21 protein-coding genes are annotated in these 23,799 nt (G+C 60.8%); 4 read left to right on the forward strand and 17 right to left on the reverse strand.

Features of this window, described 5'->3' with window-relative positions; genetic code table 11:
• Positions 1 to 110 precede the first annotated feature (110 nt).
• Together GBEM_RS02795 and larA are read right to left on the reverse strand one after the other, a co-directional pair.
• Positions 111 to 1,490, reverse strand: a complete 1,380-nt coding sequence (locus GBEM_RS02795) for an FAD-binding oxidoreductase (protein WP_012528999.1) — start codon at positions 1,488 to 1,490, stop codon at positions 111 to 113.
• Positions 1,491 to 1,543: 53 nt separating this feature from the next.
• Positions 1,544 to 2,827 (reverse strand): nickel-dependent lactate racemase, encoded by a 1,284-nt coding sequence (gene larA / locus GBEM_RS02800; protein WP_012529000.1) that lies wholly within the window; start codon positions 2,825 to 2,827, stop codon positions 1,544 to 1,546.
• Between the two features lie 382 nt (positions 2,828 to 3,209).
• Here larA and GBEM_RS02805 point away from each other — a divergent pair, with 382 nt between their 5' ends.
• The gene (locus GBEM_RS02805; protein ID WP_012529001.1) at positions 3,210 to 5,252 is read left to right on the forward strand and encodes a sodium-translocating pyrophosphatase; all 2,043 of its coding nucleotides are present in this window, start codon (positions 3,210 to 3,212) and stop codon (positions 5,250 to 5,252) included.
• 557 nt (positions 5,253 to 5,809) lie between these two features.
• Here the strand turns inward: GBEM_RS02805 and glgA are convergent.
• From glgA to clpB, 4 genes are all read right to left on the reverse strand, one after another.
• Positions 5,810 to 7,366 carry a glycogen synthase GlgA gene (glgA, locus tag GBEM_RS02810; RefSeq protein WP_012529002.1) on the reverse strand — a complete coding sequence of 519 codons (1,557 nt, stop codon included), beginning with the start codon at positions 7,364 to 7,366 and terminating at the stop codon, positions 5,810 to 5,812.
• An 83-nt stretch (positions 7,367 to 7,449) separates the two neighbouring features.
• Complete coding sequence (locus GBEM_RS02815; RefSeq protein ID WP_012529003.1) at positions 7,450 to 8,709, reverse strand: M48 family metallopeptidase; 1,260 nt, start codon at positions 8,707 to 8,709, stop codon at positions 7,450 to 7,452.
• Between the two features lie 146 nt (positions 8,710 to 8,855).
• The gene (locus tag GBEM_RS02820) at positions 8,856 to 9,689 is read right to left on the reverse strand and encodes a hypothetical protein (RefSeq protein ID WP_012529004.1); all 834 of its coding nucleotides are present in this window, start codon (positions 9,687 to 9,689) and stop codon (positions 8,856 to 8,858) included.
• Between the two features lie 115 nt (positions 9,690 to 9,804).
• Positions 9,805 to 12,399: an ATP-dependent chaperone ClpB gene (gene clpB / locus GBEM_RS02825; protein WP_012529005.1), complete on the reverse strand. Its 2,595-nt coding sequence runs from the start codon at positions 12,397 to 12,399 to the stop codon at positions 9,805 to 9,807.
• Positions 12,400 to 12,650: 251 nt separating this feature from the next.
• Here clpB and GBEM_RS02830 point away from each other — a divergent pair, with 251 nt between their 5' ends.
• The gene (locus GBEM_RS02830) at positions 12,651 to 13,214 is read left to right on the forward strand and encodes a hypothetical protein (protein ID WP_012529006.1); all 564 of its coding nucleotides are present in this window, start codon (positions 12,651 to 12,653) and stop codon (positions 13,212 to 13,214) included.
• Positions 13,215 to 13,334: 120 nt separating this feature from the next.
• On the opposite strand, the gene GBEM_RS02835 is transcribed toward GBEM_RS02830, so the two are convergent.
• Positions 13,335 to 14,405: a branched-chain amino acid aminotransferase gene (locus tag GBEM_RS02835; protein WP_012529007.1), complete on the reverse strand. Its 1,071-nt coding sequence runs from the start codon at positions 14,403 to 14,405 to the stop codon at positions 13,335 to 13,337.
• 236 nt (positions 14,406 to 14,641) lie between these two features.
• Between GBEM_RS02835 and rpoH the strand changes: the two genes are divergently transcribed.
• The gene (gene rpoH / locus GBEM_RS02840; protein ID WP_012529008.1) at positions 14,642 to 15,499 is read left to right on the forward strand and encodes an RNA polymerase sigma factor RpoH; all 858 of its coding nucleotides are present in this window, start codon (positions 14,642 to 14,644) and stop codon (positions 15,497 to 15,499) included.
• Between the two features lie 199 nt (positions 15,500 to 15,698).
• Here the strand turns inward: rpoH and plsY are convergent, their stop codons facing one another.
• The 4 genes from plsY to GBEM_RS02860 form a co-directional block, all read right to left on the reverse strand.
• Entirely contained in the window at positions 15,699 to 16,280 is a 582-nt protein-coding gene (plsY, locus tag GBEM_RS02845; protein ID WP_012529009.1) for a glycerol-3-phosphate 1-O-acyltransferase PlsY, read from the reverse strand.
• A 161-nt stretch (positions 16,281 to 16,441) separates the two neighbouring features.
• The gene (locus GBEM_RS02850; RefSeq protein WP_012529010.1) at positions 16,442 to 16,879 is read right to left on the reverse strand and encodes a MauE/DoxX family redox-associated membrane protein; all 438 of its coding nucleotides are present in this window, start codon (positions 16,877 to 16,879) and stop codon (positions 16,442 to 16,444) included.
• Entirely contained in the window at positions 16,876 to 17,370 is a 495-nt protein-coding gene (locus tag GBEM_RS02855) for a rhodanese-like domain-containing protein (RefSeq protein ID WP_012529011.1), read from the reverse strand. The genes GBEM_RS02850 and GBEM_RS02855 overlap by 4 nt, the downstream gene beginning before the upstream one ends.
• 131 nt (positions 17,371 to 17,501) lie before the next feature.
• Positions 17,502 to 17,942 carry a UPF0158 family protein gene (locus GBEM_RS02860; protein WP_012529012.1) on the reverse strand — a complete coding sequence of 147 codons (441 nt, stop codon included), beginning with the start codon at positions 17,940 to 17,942 and terminating at the stop codon, positions 17,502 to 17,504.
• Between the two features lie 123 nt (positions 17,943 to 18,065).
• Here GBEM_RS02860 and GBEM_RS02865 point away from each other — a divergent pair, with 123 nt between their 5' ends.
• Positions 18,066 to 18,785 carry a UDP-2,3-diacylglucosamine diphosphatase gene (locus GBEM_RS02865; RefSeq protein WP_012529013.1) on the forward strand — a complete coding sequence of 240 codons (720 nt, stop codon included), beginning with the start codon at positions 18,066 to 18,068 and terminating at the stop codon, positions 18,783 to 18,785.
• Here the strand turns inward: GBEM_RS02865 and GBEM_RS02870 are convergent.
• From GBEM_RS02870 to GBEM_RS02895, 6 genes are all read right to left on the reverse strand, one after another.
• Positions 18,782 to 19,012, reverse strand: coding sequence for a CxxCxxCC domain-containing protein (locus GBEM_RS02870; RefSeq protein WP_012529014.1), 231 nt, complete (start codon positions 19,010 to 19,012; stop codon positions 18,782 to 18,784). The two genes, GBEM_RS02865 and GBEM_RS02870, sit on opposite strands and share 4 nt — an antisense overlap.
• Positions 19,013 to 19,021: 9 nt before the next feature.
• A complete protein-coding gene (locus GBEM_RS02875; RefSeq protein WP_012529015.1) occupies positions 19,022 to 20,359 on the reverse strand; it encodes a penicillin-binding transpeptidase domain-containing protein in 1,338 nt (445 codons plus the stop codon).
• A 33-nt stretch (positions 20,360 to 20,392) separates the two neighbouring features.
• Positions 20,393 to 21,733 carry a YihY/virulence factor BrkB family protein gene (locus GBEM_RS02880; protein WP_012529016.1) on the reverse strand — a complete coding sequence of 447 codons (1,341 nt, stop codon included), beginning with the start codon at positions 21,731 to 21,733 and terminating at the stop codon, positions 20,393 to 20,395.
• Positions 21,734 to 21,838: 105 nt separating this feature from the next.
• Entirely contained in the window at positions 21,839 to 22,153 is a 315-nt protein-coding gene (locus tag GBEM_RS02885) for a YtxH domain-containing protein (RefSeq protein ID WP_012529017.1), read from the reverse strand.
• 4 nt (positions 22,154 to 22,157) lie between these two features.
• Positions 22,158 to 22,553 (reverse strand): DUF948 domain-containing protein, encoded by a 396-nt coding sequence (locus GBEM_RS02890; RefSeq protein ID WP_012529018.1) that lies wholly within the window; start codon positions 22,551 to 22,553, stop codon positions 22,158 to 22,160.
• A 115-nt stretch (positions 22,554 to 22,668) separates the two neighbouring features.
• Positions 22,669 to 23,526 carry a cytochrome c3 family protein gene (locus GBEM_RS02895; protein ID WP_012529019.1) on the reverse strand — a complete coding sequence of 286 codons (858 nt, stop codon included), beginning with the start codon at positions 23,524 to 23,526 and terminating at the stop codon, positions 22,669 to 22,671.
• Between the last annotated feature and the right edge of the window lie 273 nt (positions 23,527 to 23,799).

Below are 23,799 nucleotides of genomic sequence, written 5' to 3' on the forward strand. Positions count from 1 at the left end.
AAGGCTTCTGCATTGGGTTGCTGCAAATGGACCACGTGGACCTTGTGGACGCAATGGACCAGGTGGACGAGGGAACGTTGTCAATTGTCAATCGTCAATTGTCAATTGGTTCACACCGGCAACATCTTGCCGGGGTTTAGGATGTTGTTCGGGTCGAGCGCTCGCTTGATCGCTTTCATCGCCGCCACCTGGTCGGCGGTAAGCTCCATCGGTATGTACGGCTGCTTGGCAAGCCCGACGCCGTGCTCGCCGGACATGGTCCCGCCCAGGTCGAGCGCTGCCTGGAACACTTCCTTGATCGCCTCGTGCGCCTTCTCCAACTGCCCCGGCACTTGCTTATCGATCATGATGTTGACGTGGATGTTGCCGTCGCCTGCGTGGCCGAAGTTGACGATGGGGATGTCATAGCGCTTCTGGATCACCTCGATGCGCCTGATGACGTCGGGAACCTTGCTCCTCGGCACCACGATGTCCTCGTTGAACTTGTCCGGGTTCACGTCCCTTAAAGACGGGGAGACCAGGCGGCGCACCCGCCACAGTTCCTCGCTCTCGGCCGCGTCCTTGGCGACGCGGAACTGCACCAGGCCGAGCGGCTCGATCAACTTGTGGATTTCTCCCGCCTGCTTTTCGATCAGGTCGCGGTCGCCGTCCACCTCGATGAGAAGCACGGCGCGGCCGCTGTCGGGTAGCCCCAGGTTGAAACGGCGCTCGACGCAGACGAGCGTGGCATGGTCCATGAATTCGAGCGTCGTCGGGATGATCTTGTTCTTGATGATGGTCGAGACCGCGCGGGCGGCGCCGTCGATGGAATCGAAGACGGTCAGCATGGTCTTCTTGGCGTCGGGGTAGGGGAGGAGCTTGAAGATGATCTTGGTGATCACCCCGAGCGTCCCTTCCGAGCCGCAGATGAGCTTGGTGAGGTCGTAACCCACCACTCCCTTCACCGTCTCCCCGCCGGTCCTGATCACCTCGCCGGTGGGAAGGACCACTTCCAGCCCCATCACGAAATCCTTGGTGACGCCGTACTTGACGGCGCGCGGGCCGCCGGCGCACTCGGCGACGTTGCCGCCCAACGTGGAAAACTTGAGGGAGGCGGGGTCGGGGGGATAGAAGAGCCCCAGTTTCTCGACCGCCATCTGGAAGGTCTCGGTCACGACCCCCGGCTCCACTTCGGCCACCAGGTTGTCGGTGTCGATCCTGAGGATCCGGTTCATGCGGGTGGTCACCAGCACCACTCCCCCCCCTTTCGGGAGGGCGCCGCCGGTGAAGCCGCTGCCTGCCCCCCTGGGGAATACGGGGAAGCCTTCACTGTTGGCGAGCTTCAGTATCCGCGCTACCTCTTCGCTGCCGTCGGGATGCACTACGCAATCGGGGAGGAATTCCATTTGGGTGGCGTCGTAGCCGTAGCAGATCAGGTCCTGCGGGGTGGCGGCGATGTTCTCGCTGCCGACGATATCGGTCAATTGCTGCAGTATGCGTGCGTCGAGCATCTATCTTCCTTTCGATGGGTCTTTCGGATCTCGTTTCATATTTGTGGCGGCAGTTACGCCGGAGAGTGCACCGGCAGCACGTTCCCCCCCTCGGGTATCACGTAGGCGCGAAACTCTTCGGTGAGCATCGGGAGCGCGAGTCTCATTGCTTCTTCCAGCGTCTGCGCGGGGGTCATTCCCATGGTCCTGACTTCTTCCCCGGGGAGCTGGGAAACCAGCACTACCTTGAATCGCTCCGCCTTCTCCTTCACCGACCAGGCCGTCTGTCCGTTGATCTCGTAGCGTTTTCTCAGGGCCGATTCCAACTCGAAGCAGGTGGGGTAGCCGAACCAGTTGAAGAAGGTGGCGTTGCCGTAGCCGTCGCGGCATTCCGCGAGAAGCACCATGACCCCTCCCGGTTTCAGGGCGCGGCTTGCGTACTCCATCGACTTGTGCGCCTGGATCAGGTTGATGTCCTTGGGGAAACCGCCGCAGGAAACCAGCACCAGGTCGGCCAATTCGTCGATGGGGGCCGAGAAGGCGTCGGCGTAAAAGCGGCACCCTGCCAGGTGGGCGTCGCGCCAGTCGCCGGCAAAGGCGGCGACGATCTTCTTGTCCGGGCCGAGCACGGTGTTCAGGATGAACTCGGGGGGGCGCTTGCCGCACGCTTCCAGCATCGCCTCGTGCACCGGGTTCCCCGCAAGGTTTCCCGTTACCGCCTTGGGATGCCTGCCGCTTCCCTCTTCCGGGTTCAACAGGGCAAAGTGGCTCGCCATGCAACTGCGTCGGCTGGAGACGCCGGGAAGCAGGCTTTTTCTTCCGCCGCCAAATCCCGCGAAGTAGTGAAAGGTAATTGCGCCGGTAAGGATGAGCCGGTCCGCCTCAGCGACGCGACGGTTTATCTCGACCGGCACTCCGCGGGAGGTATCCCCCAGGTACACCAGCGCGCCGGGGGCGTCGCAGTCGTGGTCGCTGACCCTGACCCGGCCGTACACCTCGCCGAGGATCTTTCTCTGCTCGGCCTCGGTCTGTTTGCGATGTATCCCCAGTGCGATCACTATCTCTATATCGCGGTCCCTGATTCCGGCCTGGTTCAGGCGGGACACCAGCATGGGGAGGTAAACCTCGCTGCCGGTGGGCCTGGTGACGTCGGAGGTGACGACGACCACCTTTTCTCCGGGTCCGAAGGCCGACAGGGCCTGCTCGCAACCTGCCATTGCTTTCTCTATGAGTTGGGACGGCGAACCCTGCGGAACAAAGGGGCGTGGGCGCAGCACCGAAAGAATACGGTCGGGAGAGATCTGCAGAGGATAAGTTTGATCGCCACATTTAAGATCGAGCATCGCGTTATGATACATATTCGAGATTGAATGCGCAACTGTTTACCGGACGCTGACTCTGTCAAAGGCGCGGCGACACTGGCAGGAAACGGCGAGTTGCAGATCACTGCTGCCGCGGCGTCTCATTGAGCGCAGCTCATATCCTAATAGATGAGATGAGAGCCGCGGTCGCTATGTCGGCACTCATCCACTGTGACTGTGCCGCGTATACGCGATCATGGGTAGTCGATCAGCAGTTAAAAGCTCAAAACATTTAATCTTTTCGCACCTCTGATAAGGAATTAGATTGACAAAAGGTGCTCTTTTCGATAACAATCACCCGTTTTTATGAAAGGATTTGTACTGCGCAAAGGGAAGTCACGCCTTTTCGAGGCATATCTAAATAGGAGGATTTTTTTCAATGGAACAGTATGCAGTAGTCTTCGCCCTGGCTTGTGCCGCGGCGGCAGTGGCCTACGGTCTTATCTCGGCCCAGTGGATCTTGGGGCTCCCCCAGGGTAACGAGCGGATGCGTCAGATCGCCGCAGCCATCCAGGAAGGGGCAGGGGCCTACATGAAGCGTCAGTACACCATCATCGCGGTGGTCGGCGTCGCCATGTTCGTCGCACTCTTCGCAACCCTCGGCTGGAAGACCGCGGTCGGCTTCCTGGTCGGCGCAGTCTTCTCCGGCCTCACCGGCTTCATCGGGATGTTCGTCTCGGTACGCGCCAACGTGAGGACCACCGAGGCTGCCAAGTCCGGCATCCACAAGGCGCTCAACGTCGCTTTCAAGGGTGGTGCGATCACCGGTATGCTGGTTGTCGGTCTCGGTCTTCTGGGCGTTGCAGGCTACTACATGGTGCTCCAGCAGATCATGCCGGGCGCTCCGGTCAAAGAAATCGTCAGCCAGTTGGTCGGCCTCGGCTTCGGCGGCTCGCTGATCTCCATCTTCGCCCGTCTGGGCGGCGGTATCTTCACCAAGGGCGCTGACGTCGGCGCCGACCTCGTAGGCAAGGTCGAAGCCGGTATCCCCGAAGACGACCCCCGCAACCCGGCAGTCATCGCCGACAACGTGGGCGACAACGTCGGCGACTGCGCCGGCATGGCCGCCGACCTCTTCGAGACCTACGCGGTAACCCTGATCGCCGCCATGCTCCTTGGCGCCATCACCTTCACCAACTCGGCTGCAGTAAACTACCCGCTGATCCTGGGGGGCATCTCCATCATCGCCTCCATCATCGGCACCTACTTCGTCAAGCTCGGCGGCTCCGGCAAGATCATGGGCGCGCTCTACAAGGGGCTCATCGCTTCGGCCGTGATCGCCTGCATCGCCTTCTACTTCGTGACCGTGCAGATGTTCCCGCAGGGGCTGACCACCGCCACCGGCGCCACCATCAGCGCCCTCAACATCTTCATCTCCGCCATCGTCGGCCTCGTGGTCACCGGTGCCATCTTCTGGATCACCGAGTACTACACCGCCACCGAGTACGCTCCGGTCAAGCACATCGCCGAAGCCTCCAAGACCGGCCACGCCACCAACATCATCGCCGGTCTCGGCGTTTCCATGAAGTCCACCGCCCTTCCGGTCATCGTCATCGCTGCCGGCATCGTGGTCGCCTCCAACTGCGCCGGGGTCTACGGCATCGCCATCGCGGCTGTGTCCATGCTCTCCCTGACCGGTATCGTCGTCGCCATGGACGCCTACGGCCCCATCACCGACAACGCCGGCGGCATCGCCGAGATGGCTGAACTGGACGATTCCGTCCGCGCCGTTACCGACCCGCTCGACGCGGTCGGCAACACCACCAAGGCCGTCACCAAAGGCTACGCCATCGGCTCCGCAGGCCTTGCCGCAATCATCCTGTTCACCTCCTATGTGCAGGAGCTGACCATCGCCGACAAGAGCTTCTCCCTCTCCGATCCGTACATCATCGTCGGCCTCTTCATCGGCGGCATGCTCCCCTACTACTTCGCGGCTATGTGCATGGAAGCTGTCGGTAAGGCAGGCGGCGCGGTCGTAGACGAGGTTCGTCGCCAGTTCCGCACCATCAAGGGGATCATGGAAGGCACCGGCAAGCCGGACTATGCTGCCTGCGTCGACATCGTCACCAAGACCGCTCTTAAAGAGATGGTCATCCCGGGTCTCATCCCGATCCTCGCCCCGATCGTCGTAGGCTTCACCCTCGGGCCCAAGGCTCTGGGCGGCGTCATCGTCGGTTCCATCGTCACCGGTATCTTCGTCGCTATCTCCATGACCACCGGCGGCGGCGCATGGGACAACGCCAAGAAGTACATCGAGGACGGCTATCACGGCGGCAAAGGTAGCGAAGCCCACAAGGCTGCAGTTACCGGCGACACCGTAGGCGACCCGTACAAGGACACCGCAGGCCCTGCGGTCAACCCGATGATCAAAATCATCAACATCGTCTCGCTGCTCATCGTTCCGCTGCTGAACAAGATGTAGCAACAGGCTTTGGCTGAAACTAAAAAGGCGTCCCGGATTTCCGGGGCGCCTTTTTTCGTGGCTCGTAAGGGAATTGCGGGGGACTTCGAGTCCCCTCCCCCTCTGGGGGAGGGACAGGGTGAGGGAGACGCCACAAACCTTCAAAAGATAATCCCGGTCCTTCCGGAATTCCCGGATGCACCTTTTTCGTTTTCCACTCGCGGCGATAGCGGAATAGATCCGCCCCTCGAATACTGCGCTTCGGGGTAGGGAATAGTAAAGTCTCGCTGGGAATTGTGCAACTCCGATTTGGAATTAGCAATTCCGGCTCGGGTTTAAGCAATTCTGATTCGGGTTTATGCTATTCCGATTCGAGTTTATGCTATTCCGATTTGGATTTATGCAATTCTGATTTGAGAATTGTTAAATTGATTTGGAAATAGTTAATTCGGGTTGGGAATAGTCTATTTCGATTTGGAAATTGTAAAGTTCGGTTCGGAATAGTGCTATTTGATTTGGAATAGTGAAAAGCTGCTCCGCAGCGCCCCGTTTCACTCGCAACAGCGCAGCCCGCTGTCTCAGGGGGTGTTGCAACCGGGAATGGTGGGGCGATTGCGGAATTTCCGAGGGGTAACTCGGGAGGTGGCCTGCCCGTACCGCTCCTCGCCCAGCTTTCTTCTCATTGCCTCCAGGTAGAGCCGCTCGTACTTCGCGGCCGCGTCCTCCCAGGTGAACCTCTTGGCCATGGCGTTTTGCCTGAGCGAGTGGATGCCTTCCTTGTCCTGGTACCAGGTGTGTACGGCCCAGCCGACGGTGTCGAACAGGGCGCCGGCGTTCAGGTCCCAGAACTTGAAACCGTCCCCGCTGCGGTTTTGGGCGTCATAGTTTTGCACCGAGTCGTCCAGCCCGCCGGTGGCGCGCACTATGGGGATGGTGCCGTAGCGCATGCTATACATCTGGTTCAATCCGCACGGCTCGAAAGCCGAGGGCATCAGGAAGAAGTCGCACCCACCCTCGATCCGGTGAGCGAGGGCGTTGTCGTAGCCGATACGGCAAGCGAAACGGTCGGGGCGCCCGGCGGCCATCCCCCCGAAGTAGAAGTGAGCCCAAGGCTCGCCCGCTCCCAATAGCACGAGCTGCACGTCGAGTTCGAGGATCCGTGGCAGCGCCTGGGCCAGCACGTCTATCCCCTTTTGCTTCACCAGGCGGGACACCATACCTATCAGCGGTACGTCTTCACGTTCGGGAAGCCCCAGCGCGCGTTGCAGTTCGCGCTTGCATATCCCCTTCCCAGCAAGGTCCCGCGCGCTGTAGTTGGCGGGAAGAAGCGGGTCCCCCTCGGGGTTCCACTCCTCATAGTCGACGCCGTTCAATATCCCGGAGAGCTCACCCGCCCGCTCACGTACCACCCCTTCCAGCCCCCAGCCGTATTCCGACGTCTGGATCTCCCGCGCATACCCCTGGCTCACCGTGTTGAGGAGCGTGGCGTGGTAGATCCCCCCCTTCAGGAGGTTCACCTGGTTCTCTTTTTCCAGCTCCAGATAGGTGAAGTGCTCCCATCCGATCCCGAGCACGTCCATGGCTCCTTCGTAGAAGCTTCCCTGGTGCTGCATGTTGTGGATGGTGAGTAGAGACGCCGACTGCGAGAGGTACTGGTCGTGCCGGTACCAGCTGTTCATCAGAACGGGGACGGCTGCCGTATGCCAGTCGTGGGCATGCACCAGGTCCGGTGTGAAGCGGATCATCTTGCACAGTTCCAGGCTCGCCTTGGAGAGGAAGATGAAGCGGTTGTCGTTGTCGAGGTACCCCTTGTTGTCACGCTCGTAAAGGGAGTCCCGGCCGTAGAACTCCTCGTGCTCCAGGAAGTAGATCGGGACGTCGCTGCCGGGGATGCGCCCTTCCAGAACGCCGCAGTACATCTCGCCGATGATCCCCATCGGCACGACCAGCGCGCCCGGGAGTTGGCGCAACCGGTAGCGGTCGCGGTCCACATTGTAATAGCGGGGCATCACCACCCGAACGTCATGCCCTCTGGCTTCGAGGTATTTCGGGAGAGCGCCGACGACGTCGGCAAGCCCGCCTTCCTTGGCGAAGGGAACTGCTTCGGAAGCGGTAATGAGGATGTTCAGACGCATATGGATCGGCTCCTGTGGCTTATCTTTGTGGCCAAGGCCTCAGAAAAAATACCATGCAAAATTAGCGGCGCAATTGATCCGTGTTAATTATTCCGACGCTCGCCGGTGGACGCCATGGCCCTAAGGGCGGCTACCCTCTCCACGACGGGGGGATGGCTGTAATAAAACCCGGCATACAGCGGGTGAGGATGGAGGTTCGAGAGGTTCTCGCAGGAGAGCTTGACGAGGGCCGAGGCGAGGGCGTGCGGAGCCCCGCTGAGCTCTACGGCAAACCGGTCCGCCTCGCGCTCGTTGCGGCGGGAAAGCCAGGAGCCGACGGGGGTGAACGGGAAGGAGGCGATGGAGAGGATGAAGCTGACCAAGAGCACCTGGGCCGGGAAGGAGGCCTCTTGGTGGCCGAAGAGCCCCGGGAGCCCACCCCAGCCGATCAACTGGTGCACCAGGAAGAAGGCCGCGAGTGCCACGCTCTCCATGAGGAGCAACTGCTTCCAGATGTGCCCCTTCTTCCAGTGGCCGGTTTCGTGCGCCAGGATAGTCAGCAACTCCTGGTGATCCATCTGCTTCAGAAGGGTGTCGTACAAAACGATCCGCTTTACATGGCCTATGCCGGTGAAGTAGGCGTTGGAGTGGAGGCTGCGGCGGGAGGCGTCCATCTGCAACACCCCCTTCACCTCGATCCCGGCCCTGTCCAGCATGACCCGTATCTCCGCTTCCAGCTCAGGATCGGACAGCGGCTCGAACTTGGAGAAGAGCGGCTCGATCACGTAGGGCGAGAGGTAGATCATGGTGATGGAGAAGAGCGCGAAGAAGCCCCAGACCCAGAGCCACCAGAGTTCCGGGGAGTGCCGGACCAGCAACAGGGCGGCGCTCACCAGGATTCCCGCGAGGAGTGCCGAAATGAGCATCGACTTGAAGAAATCGGAAAGCCAGAGGCCGGGCGTCGTGGTGTTGAAGCCGTAGCGCCGCTCCAGTCGGAAGGTGCTGTAGAGCGAGAAGGGGATCTCCAGGACGCTCTGCGAAAGGAAGATGAGAAGCATGAAAGTGAGCCCCCGGACCAGGTAAGAGCCGGAAAGGGAGGCGATCCAGTGGTCGTAAAGGGGGAGCAAAGGTGTGAACAGGAAAACGAGAAGCAGCGCGCTGTCGTAGATTGACTCAACGAGACCTACCCTGTGCTGCTCCAGAGTGTAGCGCGCCGATTTAGCCAGCGCCTCCTGGTCTATGGCCCCGGCGAACCCCTCGGGCACAGTGGTGCCGTACCGCTTCAGGTGGCGCAGGTTCAGGTAACGCAACAGGTAGGCAACGGCAAAGCGAACCAGGAACAGGGATATCAGGAGGGTCTTCATGGCGGCCTCTTTAGTTGGGTTTTCGTCCGTTTCTGTCCGGGCAGCTCTGCAAGCGGCCGGGGATAAGTTTTCCGCTCCGGGGCTTCTGACTAAAAAAGGCCCCCCGTCATTGGCGGGGGGCCTTCGTTTGCTCTCTTCGGGCGGCGTTACTTCTTGACGCTCCCTTTTTCGATGATGGCGGTGTACTTGTAGCCGCCGCCGAAATCCTTGTCTTTGGCGAGCGTGCCGGAGACCGTGATGATGTCCCCTTCTTCAGCCTGATCGGTCGTGGTGATCACCAGATCGTTGGTCTTCTTCTTCGCGTTGCCGGTGCCGTCCTGCAGGTGGATCCAGTTTTTGCTCATGATTCCCGAGGCAACCTTCACTACCTGGCCCTTGACGACGACCTGCTTGCCGTTCAGGGAGCCGCGCTTGGAGAAGATCTCCTCGACGGTGTAGGCGTTGGCGCCGGTGGCCTTTGCCACCTTGACCGGGCCGGCAGGCGCTTTCTTCTCGCTGGCGGCGGGTTTTGCCGAGGCTGTCTTCGCGCCTGCGATCTCGGGAGAGCCGCAGAACAGGATGTCGTCGAACTTGCGGTTGAGCGCCTTGCTCTGGAAGCCGCCCATGGACATGCATCCCTTGAAGGAGAGGGTGTCCCCTACCTTGGTCGGAAGGACGGGATAGGCGACCCAGGTCTTGGTCCCGGCGCTGTCGATGTTGGCGTAGGTATATCCACCGCCGTCCATGGTCTCCACGACCTTGCCCGCAGGGTTCAGGTTGGGAGGCGGTGCTGGCGCTGCGCCTTCTGCAGCGGGGGCGGCCCCTCCGCCCATCATCATGTGACCGCTCTTGGAGACCGATTCCTTTATCGCCTCGACTTTGGACGCCTCGACTTTGGACGCCTCGGCTTTTTCGGGGGCCTGCGGTGCGTCAGCGCAGGTGCCGGCTACCGGCAGTGCGAGTGTGAGTAATACCGACATGATTGTTGAGTAACGTTTCATTCAGGAACTCCCCCCAGGGTAGGTGCCGCAAGCGCGGCGCAAAGCAGCAGCTTTGCGCCGCGTACACTATCAGCTTTGCCGAAAGTTGGCAATTTATTAATTACCGTTTACAGCATCATGCCTTTTTCCCGATGGTCAGGGAGTCTCCCTGCGCCGGGAGGTCGACCACCACTATGTCGCCCGGGGCGAACTTGTTCTCAAGCAGCATGAGCGCCAGCGGGTCCTGGATCTTCCTTTGCAGCGCGCGCTTGAGCGGCCTTGCCCCGTAGGCAGGGTCGTATCCCTCCCGGGCCAGGAATTCGCGAGCCTGCTCGGTCACCTCCAAGCCGAGTCCCTTTTCCTCCAGTCTTTTGGTGAGCGACTGCAATTGGATGGAGACGATTTCCTTGATCCTTTCCAGCGGCAGCGAGTGGTAGATGACGATCTCGTCGACCCGGTTCAGGAACTCGGGCTTGAATGCCTCCCGCAGGGTCTCCATGACCTCGCTTTGCATTTTTCCGTAGTCGGCGGCCCCGTACTGCTGGATCCACTGCGACCCCAGGTTGCTGGTCATGATGATGACCGAGTTCTTGAAATCGACCGTCCGCCCCTGGCCGTCGGTGAGCCGGCCGTCGTCCAATATTTGCAGGAAGACGTTGAACACCTCGGGGTGCGCCTTCTCGATCTCGTCGAATAGGACGATGCAGTAGGGGCGGCGGCGCACCGCCTCGGTGAGTTGCCCTCCCTCCTCGTAGCCGACGTACCCGGGAGGGGCTCCGATCAGGCGGGCGACCGTGTGCTTCTCCTGGTATTCGCTCATGTCGATGCGGACGATGGCCTGATCGTCGTCGAAGAGAAACGAGGCCAAGGCCCGTGCCGTCTCGGTCTTGCCGACGCCGGTAGGTCCCAGGAAGATGAAGGAGCCGATGGGGCGGTTGGGGTCGGATAGGCCGCTGCGGGCGCGCCGCACCGCGTTCGCCACCAGGGTGAGCGCCTCGTCCTGCCCCACCACGCGGCTTTTGAGCCGCTCCTCCATCTTGACCAGCTTGTCGGACTCGGTCTCCAGCATCCGGTTCACCGGTATGCCGGTCCACTTGGCCACCACCTCGGCCACCATCTCGGCGTCGACTTCTTCCGGGAGCATCTTCTCTTCCTTCTGGACCGACTCCAGGGTGAGCCGCTTCTCCTCCATCTCCTTCTCGATGGCGGGTATCTCGCCGTAGCGGATCTCGGCGGTGCGGGCCAAGAGCCCGTCGCGCTCCGCACGCTTGGCTTCCTCGGCTTTCTCCTCCTTGCGCTGCTTCAGCTCCCCCAAATCCTTAAGGAGGTTGGTCTCCCTTTTCCAATGTTCGTTCAGCTTCGCCGACTGCGCCTTCAACCCGTCCAGTTCCTCCTCTAGCTTTTTGAGCCGGTCCAGCACCTTCGTGTCCTGCTCGCGCAGCATGGCCTGGCGCTCGATCTCGAGCTGGATGATGCGCCGGTCGATTTCGTCGATCTCGGTCGGCTTCGAATCGATCTCGATCCGTAGGCGGGACGCGGCCTCGTCGATCAGGTCGATCGCTTTGTCGGGGAGGAAGCGGTCGGTGATGTAGCGGTCCGAAAGGGTGGCCGCGGCGATGATGGCGCCGTCCTTGATCCGTATCTTGTGGTAGTTCTCGTACTTCTCCTTGAGCCCCCTGAGGATGGAGATGGTCTCCTCCACGCTCGGCTCGCCGGCGAATACCTGCTGGAAGCGGCGTTCCAGGGCGGCGTCCTTCTCGATGTGCTTGCGGTATTCGTTGAGGGTCGTGGCGCCGATGCAGTGCAGCTCTCCGCGGGCCAGGGCCGGCTTCAGCATGTTGGAGGCGTCCATCGCCCCCTCGGCGGCACCGGCTCCCACCAGCGTGTGCATCTCGTCGATGAAGAGGATGATCTTACCTTCCGAGCGCGCCACCTCCTTGATCACCGCCTTCAGGCGCTCCTCGAACTCGCCGCGGTACTTCGCCCCTGCGATCAGCGCCCCCATGTCGAGCGCCATGATCACCTTGTCCTTGAGCGATTCGGGGACGTCGCCCGAAACGATGCGCTGGGCGAGTCCCTCGACGATGGCGGTCTTGCCGACGCCAGGCTCCCCGATCAGCACCGGGTTGTTCTTGGTGCGGCGCGACAGGACCTGGAGCACCCTTCTTACTTCGTCGTCGCGCCCGATCACCGGGTCGAGTTTCCCCTGCCTTGCCAGGTCGGTGAGGTCGCGACAGTACTTGGCAAGCGCCTGGTATTTCCCCTCCGGGTCCTGCTCGTTCACCGCCTCGCCGCCGCGCAGTTCTTTGAGCGCCGACAGGATCCCGTCGCGGGTAACCCCGTTCTGGCTCAAGAGCCGGGAACTCGGTGCGTCCTTCGCTGCCACCAGCGCCAAAAGCAGGTGCTCCGTGGAGACGAACGCGTCGTGCATGGAGTCCGCCTCTTTCTGGGCCTGGTCCAGTACCCGGTTCAGCGTGGCGGAGAGCGAGACCTGGGCAGCTCCGGTGACCTTGGGCAGACGCTTCAGCGTCTCGTCGACGCTCTCGCGCAGCTTGGCCAGCGGCGCTCCTATTTTCTTCAAAAGGTCGGGGACGAACCCTCCCTCCTGGTCTATGAGGGCGAGCAGCAGGTGTTCGGCCTCGATGCTGCCGGCGGACATCTCTGCCGCTTTCTCCTGCGCCGTCACCAGTGCTTCCTGTGTCTTAACGGTCATTTTTTCCGGTCGTATCATGGCAGTGCCTCCTAAAGTCCTAGAAGAAGATAAGTAGGGGGATGGGTAGTGTCAAGGCTGGGCGAGGTTTTTAGCTTGAGAGTATGGGCGGGAGCGCCCGAAGAGTTTGCCGCTTCGCCAATGCTTGTGGTGCGCGGCAAGATATGGCATTATCCGCACGGTACAAAGCGATCCGTAAGCAACTTTGCAGGCGCGGTGTTACCTGGTTCAGGCACAAGCAACGACGCTGTGAGATTGGTAGGGGAAGAATTGTGGCAAAGCTGACATTGAACGAAAAGGAACATGGCGTCGCGGAAGATCTGGAACTGGATGCCGGGGACGAAGTCGCTGCCGCTATCGAGGAAGATTGGGACGATCCCATTCCCGACGACGATCTGTACTATGGGGATGAGCCGGAAGAGCTTCTCGACGATGAACAGGATGACGCCGAGGAGCTGGTGTGGGACGGCGACGACCTAGCGAGGCCGGTGGTTCCGACGCCCGGATGTGCCGTCAGTTTCTTTGCCGACAACAAGCGTCATCACGCCATCTGTCTTGCCATCATCGGCGACGAGGTGCTCCTGGAGCATAAAGACGCCACCCGCTGTTTCCTCTTCATCGGCAAGGTGACGGAGATCGTGCCGCGCATCCGGCGCGGAGTCGTCTCTGCCACCATAACCGTCGGAGCACTGAAAAAATGCCGCTACCACTCGGTTCCCAAGAAGTGGCTCCAGGAGATGATCCGGACGGGGCAGAGCTGGAAGGGGATGGAGGGTGGAGGAAAAGTGGCGCCCCCTCCGGGCGATCTTTTGAAGGGGCAGATGGACCTTTTTTGAGAGTTGGGAGAGACGCAGTGAGTTGCGTTTGGGCACAGCAGCAGGAGGGGGGCAGCTCTTCTTCTTATAAATGACGATGGCCGCGCGGGAATCACCCGCGCGGCCATCCTGTTTTTGAGGCTAGATCTTCCTGATCCAGCCGAATCGGTCTTCGATCTTGCCGGTCTGGATCCCGGTCAGCGTGTCGTAGAGCACCTGGGTGTATTTCCCTACGCCGCCGTTGCCCACCTGGACCGTATCGCCGGCGTAGCTCAGGGTACCGACCGGGGTTACCACCGCGGCGGTGCCGCTGCCGAATGCCTCGGTGATCTTCCCGCTTTTCAGATCCGCCATCAGGTCGTTGACGTCTATGCGCCGCTCCTCGACCTTCAGGTTCAACGACTTGGCCAGGGTCAGCACCGAGTCACGGGTGATGCCGTTGAGTATGCTTCCTTCAAGCGGCGCGGTGACGATGGTGTCGCCGTAGGCAAAGAACATGTTCATCGAGCCGACTTCCTCGATGTAACGCTTGTGGACGCCGTCCAGCCAGAGCACCTGGTCGAACCCTTTCTTCTTGGCCTCGAGTCCCGCCTTGAGCGAGCTGGCGTAGTTGCCGCCGGTCTTGGCCTCGCCGGTGCCGCCCGGGGTTGCCCTCACGTAATGGTCCTCCACCATGATCTTCACGGGATTGAAGCCGTTGGCGTAGTAGGCGCCGACCGGGGAGAGAATCACGTAGAAGTAGTAGTGGTCCGAAGGCTTGATGCCGACATGCGGCTCCACGGCGATCATGGCGGGGCGGATGTAGAGGGAGGTCCCTTCGGCGCCGGGGACCCATTCGCGCTCGGCGGCCACCAACTGCTCGATGCCGCTTACAAAGAGTTCCTCGGGGATCTCGGGCATGCAGAGCCGGTCCGCTGAGTGGTTGAAGCGGCGGGCGTTCATCTCGGGACGGAAGAGAGCAATGGTGCCGTCCTTCCACCTGTAGGCCTTGAGCCCTTCGAAGATTTCCTGGGCATAATGCAACACGAGCGCCGCCGGGTCGAGCTGGAACGGCTCGTACTTCTTGATCCTGGCATCTACCCACCCCTGGCCGACCTTCCACTCGATCAAAAGCATGCGGTCGGTGAAAATCTTGCCAAAGCCAAGCTGTGATTCGTCTTTGAATTTCGCCTTTTTCTCCCCCTCGCTGAGGGGCACTATCCTGATTTCCATGTGGCAGAACCTCCGGTTTTCGGCGCCAGGCGTCGCTTTTATTCGATCTTTTCGTTTACCATATTCAGGATAGGGGGCGCAAGCAATTTAACCCGCCGCAAGCCCCTGTTTCGGCCACGGTTATTTCACGCAGGACCTTGATTTTTTACATGCTGCTTGATATATTGTTAGCGCTCACGAGAGCGGAGTGCTAACAGCAGGAGGCAAAACCTGCACTCACAGGGGGTAACAGTACTATGACACACAGCATGCCGGTACCTATCGACAACCTGACCCTTTACCTCGCGGAAATCAACCGTTTTCCGCTGCTTACGGCGGACGAGGAAATGGATTTGGCTGGCAGGTTCCGTCGCGAGGGAGACCTTGAGGCGGCGCACCGGCTGATCACCGCGAACCTTCGTTTCGTGGTGAAAATAGCAGGCGAATACCGTTCCTACGGGATGAAGATGCTCGACCTGATCCAGGAAGGGAATATCGGGCTGATGATGGCGGTGAGAAAGTTCGACCCTGACAAGGGGGTGCGGCTCATCTCCTACGCGGTCTGGTGGATTAGGGCCTACATCCAGAACCACATCATCTCCGCCTGGAGCCTGTTAAAGATCGGGACCACGCAGGCGCAGAGAAAGCTCTTCTTTAAGCTGAACCAGGCGAAGCAGGCGATCGTCAACATGACCGGCGAGGGCGACCTGCACGCGGCGGCGATATCGCTGGACGTGAAGGACAACGAGGCCCGGGAGATGGAACAGCGCCTCCGGGGCGAATTGTCGCTCGACGTCGAGATGTTCGAAGGCGAGGGAGGGGGGACCTTCCTGGAGAGCCTTCCCGACCTGCGGCAGAACCAGGAGGAGATGCTGGCCGAGCGCCAGGAGACCACCATCCTAGAGCGAAACGTAGCCAGCGCGCTGGAAAACCTGAACGAGAAAGAGAAGTTCGTCATCGAGCAGCGCGTAGCCGCGGAGGACCCGATGACCCTGCAGGAAATAGCCGATCACTTCTCCATCTCGCGCGAGCGGGTCCGCCAGATAGAAGAGGGTGCGCTCAAGAAGATGAAGCGCTTCCTCGCCCCGCTGGTGATGGAAGCCGAGGCGGCGTAACCGAAGCTGCCGCTGATACAACAAAATTTAAAAGGGCGCCTCCGGAAATGGAAGCGCCCTTTTTTTATGCTGCATTCTTTACTTACGAAGGTTGGTTCCCCCTCCCCTTGCGGGAGGGGGTGAGCTGGGAATAGCTTGATTTTGATAGTGCAACATCCTAACCGAACAGTGCTGGGGACAGGAGTGATTTGCCTTGACCTTAAGCCTTGAACTTGTTCTCCGTCCCGGCCGTGAGTCTCGCGATATTCTCGCGGTGCTTGAAGATGACGATGCAGGCGATGACGACGGCCATGAGCACCAGCTTCACGCTCCCGCCGGTGGCCCACACCAGTACCGGAATCAGCGCCGCCGCCGTGATGGAGGCTAGAGAGACGTAGCGCCACTTGTAGAGCACCGAACCGAAAATGACGATGCCGAAGAGAACCGAAAGGGGGGAGGTGCCGAGGAATACTCCCAGAGCTGTGGCCACCCCCTTACCCCCCTTGAACCCGAGGAAGATGGTGTAGACGTGCCCCAGGAAAGCGCAGAGGCCCGCGGCCGCGATCCAGAGATCTGGGAGCCCCAGCCACCTGGCGACGAGCACAGGGACGAGCCCTTTCAGGCAGTCCCCAAGTAGAGTCAGTATGCCGAGCTTGCGGCCGATGGTCCGGTAGACGTTGGTGGCGCCGATGTTGCCGCTGCCGGCCTCCCTGATGTCCACCCCCATGCTCTTCGCCAGGAGCAGGCCGGTCGGTACCGAGCCAAGGAGGTAGGCGCCTACCAGGAGCAATGTCTCGTTCAAAGAAAGGTCCCCCCGTTACTTAATGAAAATACCGCGGCATCCTACAGTATTTTCCTTAAAACCGCAAGGCCGGGGGCGGCGCCAAAATCGGAAGCGCGCCTGGGACAACCGCCGGCGTGGTGCGAAAAGAGAGAGACGCTTGAGGATTTCTGGAGGGTTTGCTAGCTGCGGACCACGGGGGGAGGGGTTCTTTTTTCCTCGAACCAGAGCACGGCTCCCGCCATCGCCAGGAACACAGCATCCCGCGACAGGGCGAGCCAGGGGGAGGTCTTGCCCCCGCCGAAGCAACCGCAGTCGATGTCGAGCCCGCGCACGATCAGCGAAGCGAGAGCTGCCATGAAGACCACGTTCAGCGCCGCAACGATGAGAGCGCAAGCCCTGACCCGGTATCCCGACACCAGCAGCACTCCGCAGATCAGTTCCAGGAAGGGAAGCACCGCCGCGGTGAAGTAGCTCCAGAAGTAGGGGAGGATCTGGTAGCTGGCCACGCTCCCGGCGAAGGTGACCGGGTCGGCGATCTTCGGGAGCGCAGCGTAGATGAATATCCCGCCCAGAGCGATCCGGACGGCGACAGGAAGGTATCGCTTCACAGCGCTCATCGTTCCCCCTTCGCTAACGGGTAGCCCGCGTCCCGCCATTCAGGAAGTCCCCCTTCGAAAACGTAGACCGAGCCATATCCGGAACCGATCAGGAGCTTAGCGAGCTCCATGCTGTCGTGGCAGGAAAAGCCGTTGCAGTAGGCGATAACGACCGAATCCTTGCCGACTTTTTCCAGGAGCGGGCTCTTTCCCGTGCGCTTTTTGGCCTCCTCGAGCGGCAGCGGCAGCGCGCCGGCGATGTGTTCCTCGCGGAAACTTGCGGCACTGCGTGCATCCACAACCACCGCCTGCCCCGCGTCCAGCATCTCCTTGACCTGGGCGAGCCCGACCGGCATGGGAAGCTGTTCGCCCGCCTGCGCGGGGGCTGCCTGCCGCGTGGGGGCGCCGCGCCAGGCGTCGGCCAGGAGCGTCCGGTTCCAGAAAACGCCGAGCGCTGCGGCGACCAGGACGATCAGCGAAATTTCTATTATTGAAACAGTAGTTTTAGCCATGGGTTTTGGCACCCTTTATGAACATCTGCGCCCGCCGAGGGCGGCTGGTCCCCGCGGAGGGGACGATTTACCTGACAGATGTTACGCAAAAGAGATGCCGAGGTCAACGGTGCGATGAAATAGGGCGGGGGCTAGTCGGATTCGTGCTCAGGGGGGTAGATGTCGTGTTCCTCCAGCCAATGCGCGGCGCGTGTGGTGAGAAGTTCCTCCCGCAGCGCCTGGAAGCGCTCCATCTCCTCAGGGTAGAAGGAGAGGATCTCGTTGAGCTTTCCGTGCGAATGCCTCCCGGTGAAGGCCCGCACCAGCATCGCCTTCAAGCCGTCGTTGCCGATCCCCTGGATGAAGGCGTGCACCATCTGGCGTTCCTGCCCGTAGTCGAAGGGAGGGATTTCGAGGTACCGCTCCTGGTTCTCCCCCACCTCTTCCCAGAAAGACTCGTCGTCGTACTCGGCCGGGACGGAGAACACCTCGCCGGTCTCGCGGTCGAGAAAATAGATCATCTCGGTGTCGCCGTTTTCGAAGGCCTCCATCAGGTCCTCCCAGACGATCTCCAGATTGCGCATAGCGTGCATCGATACCTCTTCAACATCAGCTTTGTAGCCAGGGGCAAGATTAATACAAGAGAGCCGCAGGCTAAATGAGCCCTCGGCGCCTGTTCACTTTACCAAAGTTGCATTTTTGTATATATTGCGCGCATGCGCAAGATCTTCATCGCCGATGCCCACCTGAAAAGACCGGAAGACGCCAACTACCGCACCCTGGTCCGGTTCCTGGAGAACCTCCCCGCCGACACGGAGACGCTCTATCTCCTGGGGGACATCTTCGAGTTCTGGATCGGCAACCCAGAGCCTGTGTACGGCCACTACCGGGAGATCGTCGACTGCCTGAAGCAGGTGAGGGGGCGCGGCGTGCGCATCGTCTACTTCGAAGGGAACCATGATTTCCATCTGGACCGCTTCTTCGGGGAAAAACTGCAGGCAGAGGTTCATCGCGCCGGAGCGTTGCTGGAAATCGGGGGGCAGAAGGTCTATGTGTGCCACGGCGACGAGATCAACCGCGAGGATTACCGCTATCGCGCCTTCCGGCTGCTGCTGCATAACCCCGTGGTAAAGGCGCTGGTCCCCATCTTCTCCAGGAGGATCGCGGACCACGCGGCGGCGGTGCTGTCGCGCCGCTCCAGCAGCAAGCACTCCTTACGCGAAAAGCGCTGGGACTACCGGGTCATCCTCGATTCCTTCGCCCGCAACCGCTTCGCCTCGGGGTGCGACGCGGTCATCACCGGCCATTACCACCTTCCCATGATAAAGCGGGAGCCGGGGCGCCTTTTCATCTCTTTGGGCGACTGGATCACCCACTATTCCTACGCGCAGTGGCTGGACGGCGAGTTCACCCTGGAGAGTTACCGGGAGAACTAGCCCACCCCGAAGAGCCTCTGGTAGTTGGCCACCCGCTTCTCCAGGGTCGGGGCCGCGATGGCCCGGCAGATGTCGTCGGGGCGGTAGCCGCGGCAGACCTTAGGGCGCTCCTCGTAGATGCCGCAGACCAGACTCTCCATGAGGTGCGGGCATCTCTCCCCCGCCTTTTTCCCCAGCGTGCTGATGTCCGGCGCAACGCAGCAGGTGCCGCATCCTGAACATTCCATTGCCGTCCCCTACCTGAAGAACGCCTCCAGCGCTTGCTCGCCGACCGAGGTCGCCTTTATGCGCCACTTGTTCCCGTTCACCACTAGCGCCGCGAGCGCTATCTGCGGGTCCTCCATCGGCGCATAGGCTGCAAACCAGCTGTAATGGCCGGCGGGATCGGTCCCGTCGATGGATCCGGTCTTGGCCGCGATGCTGACCGAGGCGAGCATCCGCCTACCCCTCCTGTCGTGGAAGGCCCGGCGCGAGGTGCCGGTTTGCACCGTGGTGGAGAGCATGCGCGCCATCGACGCAGCCGTCTCCGGCGTCATCACGGTCCTCAGCGCCTGCGGCTTGTGCGTAAACACCAGGTTCCCCTTGGCGTCGCGTATCTCCTTGGCGAAGCCCGGGGCCATCATGACGCCGCCGTTGGCGACCGCGGCCATCATGGCGGCTGCATGGAAGGGAGACGCCTTCACTTCGCGGTTCAGTCCCGCTCCCATCCGCATCAGCTCGTTGTCGGTGGAAGGCGCGGGGGCGGTGCTCGACATTATCGGGGCGCCTGGGAGCAGCGCCTGGTTGAAGCCGTAGCGTCCGGCGTACAACAAGAGCGGGTCTCGTCCCACCACCTCTCCGGCCAGCCTGCCGTACACGGGATTCACCGATTTACCCATGGCGACCGCAAGCGGCATCTGCTGGTTGCCGCGCCCGGGGTGCACCCGCCAGTACTTGGGGCTTTCCGAGGTGAGGCGGCCGTTGAAGGCAAAGGGGGTTTCCGGGGTCACCTTCTTGCTTTCCAGCGCGGCGGTCGCGGTGACGATCTTGAAGAGCGAGGCGAGCGGGTAGAGGTGGTAGCTACCGTCCTTTTCCCACGCAGGCTCGACCGAGGAATGGGAGACCATGGCGAGGATGCGCCCGGTTCTCGGTTCCATGGCGACGAACAGCCCATAAGGGACCTTGTAGTCGGACAGCACCTTTTCGACCCGCTTCTGCACGTCCTCGTTGATGGCGTACACCACCTGCCCCCCCTGCGGCAGGGGGGCCACGAGGGATCCCCCTTGCGGCTGCGCCTTCGGGTAGGCCTCCGCCGCCAGGCGGAAGGCGCTCCCCTGGTCCAGATTCTTCAAGGAGACCGTTTCCGCCGCAGCTGTCGGCATGGCCGTTTTTGCGGGTGAGGAATTCAACACGGAGATGATCGGGTAGGAGGCTAGCAGTGCCGCGATGACCCCCAAGACGATGCCGTACCGCGTCTTGCGCGGCTTCTCGTCATCCTCCTGGATCGTCTTGAAGGCGTTGCGCCCTTCAAGTCTCTTGGCCCTGATTGATCTCTTGCTTCGGTTTTGTTTGTCTATGTCTTTGAAATCTTGCATAACCCGCTTCACGTCTGGAGTTTAATCGGGCCACTATATGTCAACTGCTCCCTCTTTGTCAACGCCGGCCGGACTCTTTTCTGGAGCCGCCAGATCCATCAGCGTACGCCCCTCCAGTGCCTTGGCGAGCGCAGCATCGACCGTTTCCACGATCTGCTCGGCCTGCTCTTCTCCGGAGATGGAAGCATAGACCCCGCGGTTTCTCAGCGACAGCAGTACTTCGGCGATGGTTACCCGGTTCAGATCCCGCGCCGGGTAGTAGCACTCTCCCTCGCCGGCGCAGACGAGGAAACCCTCCTCGCGCAGGTGCTCCAGCGTGTCCCGCACGATGCGCAGCGGGATGTTCAGCTTTGCGGCCAGGTGCTGCTCTCCCCACCCGGGGGATCCCCCGTAGAAAGCCTCCCCGATGTGCCGCAGCGCCGCGAGTGCTATCAGCTCCTGCAGGGTGGGGCTGATGCTCCTCCCCCGGATGTCCCGGTGAAAGAACGCCCGGTTCTGGTGCGCCGCCACCACCTCCATGCCGAAGAGGACGATGATCCAGCTGACGTAGATCCAGACCATCAGTATGGGGAGCGCCGCGAGCGTGCCGTAGATGGCGTTGTAGTTGCCGGCTCCCACCTGGAAGTGGATGTAGGCCCACTGGGCGAACTGCCAGAGGGTCCCCGCGAGGACAGCCCCGATCAGGGCGGAGGTATAGCGGACCCGGGTATTGGGAATGAAGGTGTAGAGGAGGAAGATAGCCACCCAGACGCTCAGGTACGGGGTGAGGCCGAGCATGAAGAGAAAGAGATCACCCAGGTAGGTCCGCTCCATCAGCCACCCGATGAGCCATTTGCTCTGCAGCGTGGTGGTGATGCTGGTGGCGGCGAGCAGCAATAGCGGCGCGCTGATCAAAACGCTCAGGTAGTCGCTGAATTTCCGGTACAGGGATCGGGTCTCCTGGACCCCCCAAACGACGTTGAAAGCCTCCTCGATGCTTCCCAGCATGCTGATGGCGGTGAAGAGGAGAGCCGCGAGGCCGATGGCTCCGACCGACCCCATGTTGGTGTTGCCGATGTAGGAAACCACCCGGTTCACCACCTCCTCCGAGCCGGCGGTCACCTCTTTCAGGATCAGGGGAGCGAGCCGGTTCTGGGCGCCCAGCCCCTTCAGTACCGAGAAGGCCAGGGCCAGAAGCGGCACCAGCGACAGGACCGTCGTGAAGGAGAGGGCGGTGGCGCGCAGCAGCGAGTTGTTGGCCATGAAGTTGGAGAAGGTGAAGCTCAAGAACTGTAGCAGCCGGACCATCCTTCCCTTGAAGCCGCCGACGGCTGAGGGGTCGTACTCCCAGATGAGCCCGGTGGAAAAGGGCCTTTTATCGCTGGAATTTTTCATAATCCTTCCGTACCGATACCTTGCCGTGCGCCCGAGGCGCCGGGCCAAGGGCTACCTGCCACGAAAAAAGCCCACCTAGGTGGGCTTTTAAGGGGGCGGTCTCTGTTAGAGTTCCGCTTTCTGTTTTTCCTTTTCCCGCTCCATCGCCTCTTTGCCGGCCTCTATGGCCGAGGTGATGATGCCTTTCTTCTCGAGGACCAGTTCCTTGCCGTCCTCGTAGCTGGCCCTGATCTTGTCCTGCGCCTCGTTGGCGTATTCCTTGATCTTGTCTACCGCGTCGTCGGCCAGATCCTTGATCTTGCCGCGCATTTCCTCGCCCGTCTTGGGGGCAAGCAGCAAAGCCGCCCCGATCCCCACGGCGGCGCCGGCAAGGAAGGAGAGGAGCATAGTACCGGTACCGATATCATTATCTTTGGACATGAAGTCACCCCCTGGTTTTTGTTTTGACTAGTCTATCAGCAATAAATTGACCCGCAACCTTAGCGCCCGTCAGCCAGACCGTATAGTTACTGGCTACGTTGCTGGCGATCCCTAATACTTTGTTGATCATCCTTATGTTGTGGCCGGCGTGCCCTAGCTCGCTCAAAAGCATGTTGACGCCGTCGGCGTTGGCTGCTGCTGAGCTGGTCACGACCTGGATGTCTGCGACCGTGTCGCGCAGATCCTTGATGAGCGGCTTCAGTTCCTGCTGCAATGAGTCCGTGGCCTCCTGCATCAAGACGGCAGCCTTCCTCAGTTCCGCGAGGACAGGTATCAGACACAGTGCCAATACCACGAGTGTCACCGCTGTCACTGTCGAGGTTATCTGTAGTAAGAGCATGCAATCCTCCTGGTACTGTTGGACCTGTTTTCTCGGTGTATTTCGATTCTATGGAAGGGGGCAAAAGGGTCGGGGAGGCCGCCGGTGCGGCCTCCCCGATTAGCTGCAGGAGTCGTTACTTCTTAGCCGGCTTGGCCGGTTTGGCTGCGGGCTTGCCTGCGGCCGGTGCTGCTGCCGGCTCGCTCCAGCGGTTCAGGTCGTGAGCGATGTTGTGGCACTCGCCGCATTTCGGGAACTTCGCCATGATGGCAGCCGGGTGCGGTTTCACGTGGCACTGGGTGCACTGCGGCACGGTCTTGTGCTTGTTCTGGTGGCAGTAGACGCAGGCGAGCTTGCTGTGCTTGGCGGGGCTCGATACCAGCAGGGTGTACGCCTTCTTGTGGCAGGCTGCGCACATCTTCGACGGGGTGTCGGACTTGTAGGTCACGTCGGTCGGCTTGTGGGCCTGGTGGCAGACCTTGCAATCCTTCTGGACGATGTCGGCGGAGTGGGACTTGTGGCACTGGGTGCAGTCCGGGATCCTGCCGTGAACGTTGTGGCAGAAGGAGCAGTTAAGAGCGGTGTGCTTGCTCTTGAACTGGCGCAGCAACTCGATCTGGGTGGTGTGGCAGGTGAGGCACGGATCGGTGATGTTGTTGCCGAACTTTATGTTCTTCGGAGTATGGGGGTTGGAGTGGCAACCGAGGCAGCCCTGGAGCTTGTAGTGCGGCTTGCCTTCGTGGCACTGGCTGCACAGCGGGATCGGCTTCTTCACCTTGGGCGGGTGGCCTACGTGACAGTCCTGGCAGGTCACTTCGGTCTTGTGCTTGCCGCCTGCCTGGGCGATGGCCTTGGGTGCCGCGTCATGGCACTTCACACAGTCGCCGTTGGTGAGTGTTGCAGCAGCAGGTGCGATATCGGCTGCAGTTGCCGTTCCCACAAACGCAAACAGCGCTAAGGCCGATATTAGATTCAAAATTTTTGCTACTCTCATTGCCCCCTCCTTAGGTATAAAACATAGTTAATTATAAGCATGGGTTTATATAACGTCTCAAGGGGAGTTGTCAAGATATTAGGCGGTGAAAGAGGCCGTATATCGTGCTTCTTTGCCACGATTTCAGGTAAGGAACAGGAATAGCCGGATCGAGAATCTGGCCTGACAGGAATAGCCGCTTGCCCGGAACGATCTTCAGCTTCTGACAGTCTGGATGACATAACAGGAGATCGTTGCCTCGGCTGCTAGTTCAAGGCCCAGTACGGGTGACGA

It is taken from the genome of Citrifermentans bemidjiense Bem (assembly GCF_000020725.1).
GTDB lineage: Bacteria > Desulfobacterota > Desulfuromonadia > Geobacterales > Geobacteraceae > Geomonas > Geomonas bemidjiensis.